The sequence below is a fragment of the Streptococcus loxodontisalivarius genome (assembly GCF_016908645.1).
Taxonomy (GTDB): Bacteria; Bacillota; Bacilli; order Lactobacillales; family Streptococcaceae; genus Streptococcus; species Streptococcus loxodontisalivarius.
In genome coordinates, this window is sequence record NZ_JAFBEH010000065.1 from 1 (window position 1) to 9,129 (window position 9,129).

9 protein-coding genes are annotated in these 9,129 nt (G+C 40.9%); 2 read left to right on the plus strand and 7 right to left on the minus strand.

Annotated features, from left to right (window positions below; genetic code table 11):
* Positions 1 to 166 precede the first annotated feature (166 nt).
* From JOC28_RS09875 to JOC28_RS09890, 4 genes are all read right to left on the minus strand, one after another.
* Positions 167 to 1,504, minus strand: a complete 1,338-nt coding sequence (locus JOC28_RS09875) for a PFL family protein (protein WP_205010521.1) — start codon at positions 1,502 to 1,504, stop codon at positions 167 to 169.
* 14 nt (positions 1,505 to 1,518) lie between these two features.
* Positions 1,519 to 1,785 (minus strand): ACT domain-containing protein, encoded by a 267-nt coding sequence (locus tag JOC28_RS09880; RefSeq protein WP_205010522.1) that lies wholly within the window; start codon positions 1,783 to 1,785, stop codon positions 1,519 to 1,521.
* 173 nt (positions 1,786 to 1,958) lie between these two features.
* Positions 1,959 to 2,408, minus strand: coding sequence for an SRPBCC family protein (locus JOC28_RS09885; protein ID WP_205010523.1), 450 nt, complete (start codon positions 2,406 to 2,408; stop codon positions 1,959 to 1,961).
* Positions 2,409 to 2,411: 3 nt separating this feature from the next.
* A complete protein-coding gene (locus JOC28_RS09890; RefSeq protein WP_205010524.1) occupies positions 2,412 to 2,645 on the minus strand; it encodes a GlsB/YeaQ/YmgE family stress response membrane protein in 234 nt (77 codons plus the stop codon).
* 599 nt (positions 2,646 to 3,244) lie between these two features.
* Between JOC28_RS09890 and JOC28_RS09895 the strand changes: the two genes are divergently transcribed.
* Positions 3,245 to 3,433 carry a hypothetical protein gene (locus JOC28_RS09895; RefSeq protein ID WP_205010525.1) on the plus strand — a complete coding sequence of 63 codons (189 nt, stop codon included), beginning with the start codon at positions 3,245 to 3,247 and terminating at the stop codon, positions 3,431 to 3,433.
* Complete coding sequence (locus tag JOC28_RS09900; protein WP_205010526.1) at positions 3,426 to 4,037, plus strand: Fic/DOC family protein; 612 nt, start codon at positions 3,426 to 3,428, stop codon at positions 4,035 to 4,037. Before JOC28_RS09895 ends, JOC28_RS09900 begins: the two co-directional genes overlap by 8 nt.
* 128 nt (positions 4,038 to 4,165) lie before the next feature.
* On the opposite strand, the gene JOC28_RS09905 is transcribed toward JOC28_RS09900, so the two are convergent.
* The 3 genes from JOC28_RS09905 to JOC28_RS09915 form a co-directional block, all read right to left on the minus strand.
* Positions 4,166 to 5,200 (minus strand): DUF6287 domain-containing protein, encoded by a 1,035-nt coding sequence (locus JOC28_RS09905; protein WP_205010527.1) that lies wholly within the window; start codon positions 5,198 to 5,200, stop codon positions 4,166 to 4,168.
* Positions 5,201 to 5,309: 109 nt separating this feature from the next.
* A complete protein-coding gene (locus tag JOC28_RS09910) occupies positions 5,310 to 6,128 on the minus strand; it encodes a hypothetical protein (RefSeq protein WP_205010528.1) in 819 nt (272 codons plus the stop codon).
* A 2-nt stretch (positions 6,129 to 6,130) separates the two neighbouring features.
* Positions 6,131 to 8,905 carry an SEC10/PgrA surface exclusion domain-containing protein gene (locus tag JOC28_RS09915; protein ID WP_205010529.1) on the minus strand — a complete coding sequence of 925 codons (2,775 nt, stop codon included), beginning with the start codon at positions 8,903 to 8,905 and terminating at the stop codon, positions 6,131 to 6,133.
* Between the last annotated feature and the right edge of the window lie 224 nt (positions 8,906 to 9,129).

A 9,129-nucleotide genomic window follows, 5' to 3' on the forward strand; every position in this document is an offset into this window, starting at 1 on the left:
CTTCTAGGTTACTTTTTTTGCATTTCCTAGGATATAGGACTTTTTTCGTTTTGAAAACCTGTAAACGATTTACCGAGTATTATTTTACACTAACATCCTAAAAATCAACCAACTTAAAGAAAATGTCATACTAGAAAAAAGGCTGGAATACTTCCAACCTTTCGTTCTAGTTTTTAAAGCTGTGTACTGGTGCTGGGATTTGTCCACCACGCGCAATGAAGTCTGCTGATGAAGCATTATTGACCTTCATAACTGGGGCATATCCCAAGAGACCACCCAGTTCTAGCATATCACCAACTTGACCGTAAGGGATGATACGCACAGCTGTTGTTTTTTGATTGATAACACCGATGGCAGCTTCGTCTGCAATCATGGCAGCGATAGTTGTATCAGGTGTATCAGCTGGAATGGCAATCATGTCCAAACCAACAGAACAGATAGCCGTCATGGCTTCCAATTTTTCAAGATTGATGTGACCAGATTGAACTGCCGCAATCATTCCCTCGTCTTCTGATACAGGAATGAAGGCACCTGACAAGCCACCAACTTGGTTACATGCCATGATACCACCTTTTTTGACAGCATCATTGAGAAGAGCAAGCGCAGCTGTTGTTCCATGAGTACCAACAACTTCAAGACCCATAGCTTCCAAGACACGAGCAACAGAGTCCCCTACTGCTGGAGTTGGTGCCAATGAAAGGTCAACAATACCAAATTCAACACCCAAACGTTCTGACGCCATCTGACCAACCAATTGACCAACACGAGTGATCTTGAAAGCTGTTTTCTTAACGGTTTCAGCCAAGACATCAAAGCTCTGACCAGCTACTTTTTCAACCGCACGCTGAACCACACCTGGCCCAGAGACGCCGACATTGATAACCACATCAGCTTCACCGACACCGTGGAAGGCACCTGCCATGAAAGGATTGTCCTCAACCGCATTCGCAAAGACAACCAATTTCCCTGGTCCCATAGGATCAAGTTCAGATGCTTCTTTGATGATGCGACCCATGTCACGGACTGCAGTCATATTGATACCAGTCTTGGTTGAACCGATATTAACAGAAGAGCAGACAAAATCAGTTTCAGCCAAGGCTTGTGGAATAGAATTGATAAGAATGTCATCCCCTTTTTGGTAACCCTTTTGTACCAAGGCAGAAAAACCACCGATAAAGTTGACACCGATTTCCTTAGCAGCACGGTCAAGTGCTTTGGCAAGAGGAACATAGTTGTCAGCGTCAGTCGCTGCACCGATAATGGCAATCGGCGTTACAGACACACGTTTGTTAACGATAGGAATACCCAGCTCAGCCGAGATTTCCTCACCGACCGCAACCAAGTTACGACCCTTTTCAACGATTTTATTGTAGACCTTCTCAGCCGCACGATCGATGTCTGGATCGATACAGTCCAGAAGAGAAATCCCCATCGTAATGGTACGCACATCGAAGTTTTGCTCCTCGATCATGGCAATGGTTTCAGTTACTTGTCTAATATCCATCAAGACTTCTCCTCTTACAAGTTGTGCATAGCGTCAAAAATAGCAGAGCTTTGAATGTTGATTTTAACATTCAAGGTTTGACCGAAAGCCTCTAGATCTGAACGAAGAGCTGTGAAATCCTTCTTCTCATCACTAGACACAACTGCCATCATGGTAAAAAACTCATCCAAAACAGTCTGTGAAATATCATCAATATTGAGTCCCAACTCAGCAATCTTAGCAGAAACGCCTGCTACGATACCTGTTCTATCCTTACCAACTACTGTAATAATCGCTTTCATGAGAAGCCTCCATTGTTTATAATTTCCATTATTCTATCATAAAAATACAGAAAATTCTATACAAAACTGGATAAAAGGTTCGTTTTTTCTCGGAAATAGCAGAGCAATTTTGAAAATATCTTACCATAAACGAATTAAAGACAGACAAAAGAGAGTTGATTTCACATCCACTCTCACATCATTTTAGATAAATAAGTCTCCCAGTAGGCAACTCTGTCTGCTACTGAATCCATAGACTGTCCAGACAGGAGTGAGGCGATAACTTCTAACTGCGTCAGCCAACCTGCCATATCTTTCTTGGCATCTGAGTAGTCTGACTGGTAGTCGCAGGGAATGACTTCTTTAAAGCGCAAGCCATTTTCCAAAAGCTCAAAAGTCAAAACTGCCTGATCCCAAGCTATCTGTAGAAACTCCTGATCCCTTTTCTCTATGGCAGAAAAGACAAGTTCTCGTTCAGGCATGGTAAAGAGCCAGCCCTGGTCCGTCCAAGATAGCTGCGGAAACCAGCTCGCTAGTCCCTGACTAGTTGTTAAAAGATCCCAGATTTGCTCTTTTGAAGCTGACAAGATTTTAACAGCATCTAGCTGCCAATTGCCTGATGATTGCGTCAGTCTGATATCCATGACTTAGTTTTCCAAGAAGAAGGACACTACCGCAACCACGATAACTGCGCCAGCGATTGACGGCAAAAGCGCCATTCCAGCTAAACTAGGTCCCCAAGACCCAAAGAGAGATTGACCAACCGCTGAACCAATAAGCCCAGCTAAAATATTTGTTAAACAACCCATTTTATAACCACGATTAGTGATGGAACCTGCAATCATACCAATCAAGGCACCGATAATAAGTGACCAGAGCATAAGAACCTCCTATAATGTTACATGTGTAACCATTCTACCACAAAAGCCTCAAATAAACCTCAGCTTACTTGAAAAAGCGTTCCAGTGGAGCAATTTCAAATTTCTTCATCTGATAGTAAGCAGCCTGCAATTCTTTCAGACCTTAAGCTACCACTAATTGACTAGCCAAACTACTAACTATAGTACCCATCATAATATGACTACCCATAAAAGACAAGAAAGATGACTTGGAGGGAAAAAAAGAAAACCCAAATGGGTGTTCCATAAATCGTATAATCTTTTGATTAACGTTTTGAGAATTGTGAAGCTTTACGAGCTTTTTTAAGACCTGGTTTGAACAACTTTTGTTTGACTAAATTTCAAAAACCTTTAATATCAGGCATTTCCACGCTTTTTTGAAAGCGCTATTTCAATCGATTTCAACTAATTTCATCTGAATGGTGTGAATTTTCCCCTAAAAATCACTGAATTGAGCTAAATTATACCAAAAAGTTCACACCACTATTTTTCCAACTGTCACTCATAGTGGCTACGACTGATGAACATGATACAATAGATTGTGATATAATAGAATATAATGAAACAAAAGGAGGATTACCATGACTCTTGAAGTAAATAAAGAAAAATTAACCATTCTAGGTGTTCCCTTTGATAACTTTTCTGATTTCGATACTGTTTGGTATGCTATCGGTTCCTCAATGATTGAAAATTATGAACCGACTGTCCAAGATATAATTGATTTAAAAGCCTATGTTATCAATAAACGAAAGGAATTGAATATTGGTTAAAAAGCAGTATGAAAATTATAAGTATATTGACCCAGAAAATCAATATACTTACCCAAATTCCCCTGTTTTAATCAACAAGCAAAATATTACAAATCCTGAAAAAGCATATCGAAATGAGCATTTATTAGTTACTAGGCGACTTGCTGATTTGCGCTTAAAACCAATTGACATTCATTCTATTCGTGATATTTTATCTATCCACAAATATCTTTTTCAAGATGTCTATATTTGGGCAGGACAATATCGTAAGGTTAATATCTCAAAAAGTGAGAATGCCTTTATGCCAATACAATCTTTTGATACGGCAGAAACTTATATAAATCACCTCATTCATTCTTATTACCAAATAGATAATTCAAAAGATAACATAATTAAATCTCTAGCAAAAATACTTGATAACCTTAATTATTTTCACCCTTTCCGTGAAGGAAACGGTCGAACCCAAAGGGAAGTTATTCGCTCACTAGCACTTGCAAAAGGCTATTCTGCACAAATACGAGTGGAACAAGATGATGAAGTTTACAACCTTTATATGGATGGAACAGTCTATGGAGATTTAGGAAAATTAGAAGAATTATTTGATAAAATATTAAAAGAATTGTAGAGCATAATATTTAATAATTATCAAAGTGAAGCAGACATTCAATACACGTCAGTTAATCGGATATAGAAAAAGGAACTTCATCTCGAAGCTCCTTTTTATGTGCACTCATTTGTATCAGGAATTCCTTCCTATTGTTTATAGAAGAAACCTGATGGGTCACTAAAGACTTCATTTTGACCTGACCACATACGGTCTTTAGTGGTATCAGAAGCATCCGTAGCATCCACTGAAACCCCTGCTGGAATCATATAAATCAGATAACCAGATGCTGGAGTAGCAACATTGATACGGACTGCTCCATTTGCCAGCTTAGTAGGCGTCAAAGTAACACCTTCTACTGCTAAACCATTTACATCAAAAGTCATGCTATAATCTGCTCTTGACCATGTACCTGCAACACTTGAGTAATCACCTGAAACGATAGCATCCACGTCCATTCTCTTTGTTTCAGTTTTAGCTGAGGTAGTAGAACTAGATGGCTGTGTTAAACTTGTCCACGTCCACGTTTTGAGGTCAAGAGCTGGACTTGCTTCAAATTTTGCTTGATACTCATCTTTCGAATAAACTTGTCCTGTCTTCTCATCTGTATAGCCTTCAGAAACGGAAAAATCATAAGAAACCTCTGCTGTTTTTTCCAAAGATGCTCCATCTTTCGCAAAAGTATAGATAGCATTTCCGCCTGTATTAGCTCCCCCACTTCCATGATAGAAGAACGTACCGTCTTCACGTGGTGTTAGTGTCATTCGCTCACCAATCATATTCAGTTTATTCTCAGCATTGGTTAAACGAACCAATTTATTTTCAGAATTGATTGTATAGATGTCAAAAATAGAAATCGCACCATAACTATTTGATGCAATAACCAACTCATTGACACCATTTTTATCAAAATCATAAGTCGCTGAAACCATACCACTGCCATAAGAAGCAATCAAACTATTGACACTCTCACTAGTCGCCTTGTTGGCAATAGCAGAGCGGTAAGTTTCAAGAACTGTTTCATATTGCGTTTCGTCAGTCTTCACTTTTTCCGTTGTTGTAGTCGTCTCTGTCGTCTGTGAGGTCTGTGACGATTTTTCTTCGCTCTTTTTGGACTGACCACAAGCAACCAATAGACTTGCAGATAATGTCAACGATAACACTGTCATCAGTTTCTTCTTCATTCTTATTTCTCCTAAGATAATTATTTCCTGTAATTATTATACAATAAAATCCAATAATCCGTCTTTTTTCAAATGAACCCCACAAACTTCTAGCCTGTGGGGTCTGTTCTTATCTACGAATTGTTGCACGGACGCCATAGCGTTCCATATTCCCAAGTTTTTCATTAACTTTTGCTGTCTGTGCATTAGCACGAGCAGCTGCATCTTGAGTCGCTGCTTGCCCCCTTTGGAGACGTTGGGCTTGGTCACGAAGTTGGGCGATTTGTGCATTGCTTTGTTGCAATTGTTGTGCCATTTTCTTCTGTTGCTGAGAGACAGCTTGTTGATGTTGTTCTGTACGCCAGAGATTTGCTGCTTCTTGGAAATTAGTTGCACGGAAATCATGTAAAAGAACAAGCATACCTGAGAAATCGGTCAGATTGGCAAAATTTTGTGGAATTAAGCTTATATAATAACTAAACAAGCTATCCGAATTCAATTCTCTCTGAGCTTGTTTAAGACGATTGATATCACCTTGTTGTTTAATTTCATCATTTATCTGTTGATTTAGAGTAATTTTTTCCGACTCTTTCAAATCACTGAACCCAAAAAACCAAAGCACTAGATTAAATAGACCCCAAGATACAACCCAAGAAAAAACGAAAACTTCAAATCGCACACCTATACTAACAAAAAAATCAGTAGTAGGATATATATCAATAAACATAAAAAACAATCCAACTACAACAGCAAGTCTCTTTGCGATTTTAGAGCGTTTAGAACGCTTATCCTTTAACGCTTCAGCTGTACGGCTTTGTCTATAACTATTCTCCGCTGATTGAATTTGCGAAGAAAGTGAAACGCTCTCACTTCCTTGCACATAGAGATATTTCAAAATATCAATCAGTTCTTCACGGTTGTAATCGTTAATAGTTTGTTTATCAGTCATTATTATCCTCTTCTACGTTTTCCTCTATAACCTAGTCCCATCATACCAAACACTGCATAACCAAAGAGGGCAAGCAGGCTTTCTTGCGAGCCTGTCTCTGGGAGACTTTGGGCTCTTGCTACTCGGCTGTATGTCACTGGTTTTAGGTTTGTACCTACGGTCTGATTGCCGTCAATGTAGCCGACAATATTCCCTGCCTCGTCTGTGATGGCTACTGGTGTTCCACCTGCTGCAAGGATAGCTTTCTTCTGTTCAGCTAATTGTGCCTGCTCATAAGCCGCTTTAACCACATTATACTGAGCCTTAGCGTCTTTTTGGTCTTTGAGCAGAGCGTTGAGTTTGGCTACTTCTGCATCTAGGACTGCCTTGGCTTCGTCATGAGCCTTGATAGATGCTGCGAGGGTTGCTTTGGCATCTGCTAGGGCTTGGTCTGCGTTTTGAAGTTTAGACAAGGTTGCCTTTTGGGCTTCAAGTTGTGCCTTGAGTGATGTGAGGCTTGCTGCAATCTTAGCTTCTTCAGCTTTGAGAGCATCAACTTTGGCTTGAGCTTCTTTGAGAGTGGCTTCATCAGTTGCCTTTTGAGCTTGCAAGTCTGCCAAGGTGTCTTGCTCTGCACGAAGTTGTGCTTGTGCTTGGGCAAGAGCTGCTTGTTTCGTTGCAACATCAGCAGTCAAGCTATCAACTGCTTTTTGGGCTGCGGTCAAGCGTGTTTCTGCTGCTTGACGTGTAGCTGTGGCTTGAGCGAGAGCTGTTTGAGCAGCAGGTGTCAAGTCGCCTGATTGAAGAGCTGTCAACTTAGCTTGTGTATCAGCAACTGCAGCTTGTGCTTTTGAGGCAGCTTGTTGTGCTGATGTGAGAGCTGTTTGAGCTTGTGTTGCAGCTGCTTGAGCTGTTGCAAGGGTTGCTTTGGCTTGAGCTAGTTTGGTTAAAAGGTCAGTTGATTCGTATGGGTTGGTGATTGTATGACCTGATACACGTTGGTCTAGGAAGTGAATCATGTGCATACGAACTGTTCCACCAGATGTTACACTAAGTGTTAATGCAGCACTCTTCATAAATTGACCTGTTGTGCTACTTACAGCTGGGGCAACTTTACCATATTCATTTGTAAGGTGAGCATAGTCTTGGTTGTAGTCACTATCAAACATTCCAAGAGCTGAGTTGAAAATATTTTGATAGAGTGCAGTCATTGTTGTTGATTTACTGTTAAGGAAACCAATGTTTTCAGTATTCCATGATACATTATCGTTTCCATCATTGTTCAAGGCTGTACGACTGTGGTTACCAGTATTGTTGTTTTCTGAAGCATAGTTAGCAGCGATTGTACGAATTGCTGAAACTGCGTCTGTTGTCAAAACATAGTTAGGTGTGTTTTCACCCCAGATTTGTTTACGGATTGCATTTGTAACATACAAGTAGTATTGAGACAAGGCAATTGTTTGAGCTTCAGTCAAACTAGATGCGTTAACAACTGTATTATCGACAGGAGTTACAATTGTTCCTGAGTTAGATGTATCATTTACATAAGCGTCCAAAAGGTCATCTTTTGCTTCATCATAAGCTGTTGTACCTTTAGTTGTTGATACAAATGCTTTATACGCATCAATAACTGCTTGAGACAATGTTGGTACACTGAGTGTAGTGTTCGTTTGTGCCTCGAGGGCTGAGACTGTGTTGGCTGCTGCTGTTTGAGTGGCTGTTGCTTGTTGAGTTGCCAAGGTGTCAGTTAGCGTCTTGATAGTTGCGGCTTTGTTAGCGTCTGACGCTTGGGCTTCTTTGAGAGCTGTTTGAGCTGCGACTTCATCAGCTTGTGCTTTTGTGAGAGATGTTTGTGCGTCATCACGTTCAGCGATGATTTGGGCGCTACCTGTGCCGTTAAGGGCTGCTTGCGCATTAGCTACCGCTGTGTTAGCGTTTGTCAATTCTGTTGAAGCTGTTTTGGCTGCAATTTCTGCCGCTGTCAAGTCGCTTGCTGTTTGGTTAGCAACTTCTTGTTTAGCATCAGCTTCTTTTTGAGCTTCTTCAAGGGTTGCTTGATTAGCTGCATCAGCTTCTTGAGCCTCTTTGAGAGCCGTTTGAGCTTGGTTTTCTGCTGATTGGGCAGCTGTCAAGGCTGTTTGTGCAGCGTCACGCTCTGCAATAACTGAAGCGCTATTTGTACCGTCAAGAGTAGATTGTGCTTCATCAACAGTCGTTTGAGCTTCGTTAACTTTAGCTTGTTGGCTTTCAATTGCAGCATTATCCTTATCAACCACTCCTTGAGCAGTAGCACTTTCAGCTTCTGCTGCACTTGTGGCTTGAGACGCTGCGCTAGCAGCTGCTTCTTGACTCGCAATTTCTGAACTTGTACCATCAACAGCAGCTTGTGCTGCTGCAATGTTTTCATCAGTTGCTTGGTCTTTGGTAGCTTGTGCTTCATCAACTGCAGTTTGAGCTTGATTAACGGTGTCTTGAGCAGCACCTTCTGCTTGAGTGGCGCTAGCCACTACACCAGTTTGGTCAGTCACAGCTTGGTCAGCCGCAGTCTTAATCTCTGCTGCTTGATTAACCGTCTCTTCAGACGGTGTCTCCGTCACAATCGCAGTCCCATCAACCACCGTAACACCCTGAACCGTCTGGATGTTTGTTGTGCTTACTGTAGCTGTCTGAGTGCTTGTGCTAGAGGTTGTAAGCTCTGTACTTGTCGTTTCTTCTGCTTGAACACCACTTGCTACCGCAAAGGTGCTTAGAGCTGCCACACCGAGAGCTGTCCCCTTAACCAACTTCTTCGTTGCCATATTATTCTCCTTTTTTTACCATTTAGGAAAGGCTTGGCTGGTAAGTCAAGCCTTGTTATAGGTAGTATAACAAGCGATTTGTCAAGTTTTTTCGCCCTTTAGGGCGATTTTTTTGAGCTTGTTTCTACTAGCTAAATTTCAAGTGCAAGTTAGCCATTTAGTAAAACATCTTTAGGAGATTTATAGCCTAGTATTTTCTTAGGATAATTGTTTATCCAGTTTTC

What these genes read in the sequence shown, in the direction of transcription:
- JOC28_RS09875 (WP_205010521.1), bottom strand. Translation starts at nt 1,504, where the DNA reads ATGGATATTAGACAAGTAACTGAAACCATTGCCATGATCGAGGAGCAA.
- JOC28_RS09880 (WP_205010522.1), bottom strand. Translation starts at nt 1,785, where the DNA reads ATGAAAGCGATTATTACAGTAGTTGGTAAGGATAGAACAGGTATCGTA.
- JOC28_RS09885 (WP_205010523.1), bottom strand. Translation starts at nt 2,408, where the DNA reads ATGGATATCAGACTGACGCAATCATCAGGCAATTGGCAGCTAGATGCT.
- JOC28_RS09890 (WP_205010524.1), bottom strand. Translation starts at nt 2,645, where the DNA reads ATGCTCTGGTCACTTATTATCGGTGCCTTGATTGGTATGATTGCAGGT.
- JOC28_RS09895 (WP_205010525.1), top strand. Translation starts at nt 3,245, where the DNA reads ATGACTCTTGAAGTAAATAAAGAAAAATTAACCATTCTAGGTGTTCCC.
- JOC28_RS09905 (WP_205010527.1), bottom strand. Translation starts at nt 5,200, where the DNA reads ATGAAGAAGAAACTGATGACAGTGTTATCGTTGACATTATCTGCAAGT.
- JOC28_RS09910 (WP_205010528.1), bottom strand. Translation starts at nt 6,128, where the DNA reads ATGACTGATAAACAAACTATTAACGATTACAACCGTGAAGAACTGATT.
- JOC28_RS09915 (WP_205010529.1), bottom strand. Translation starts at nt 8,905, where the DNA reads ATGGCAACGAAGAAGTTGGTTAAGGGGACAGCTCTCGGTGTGGCAGCT.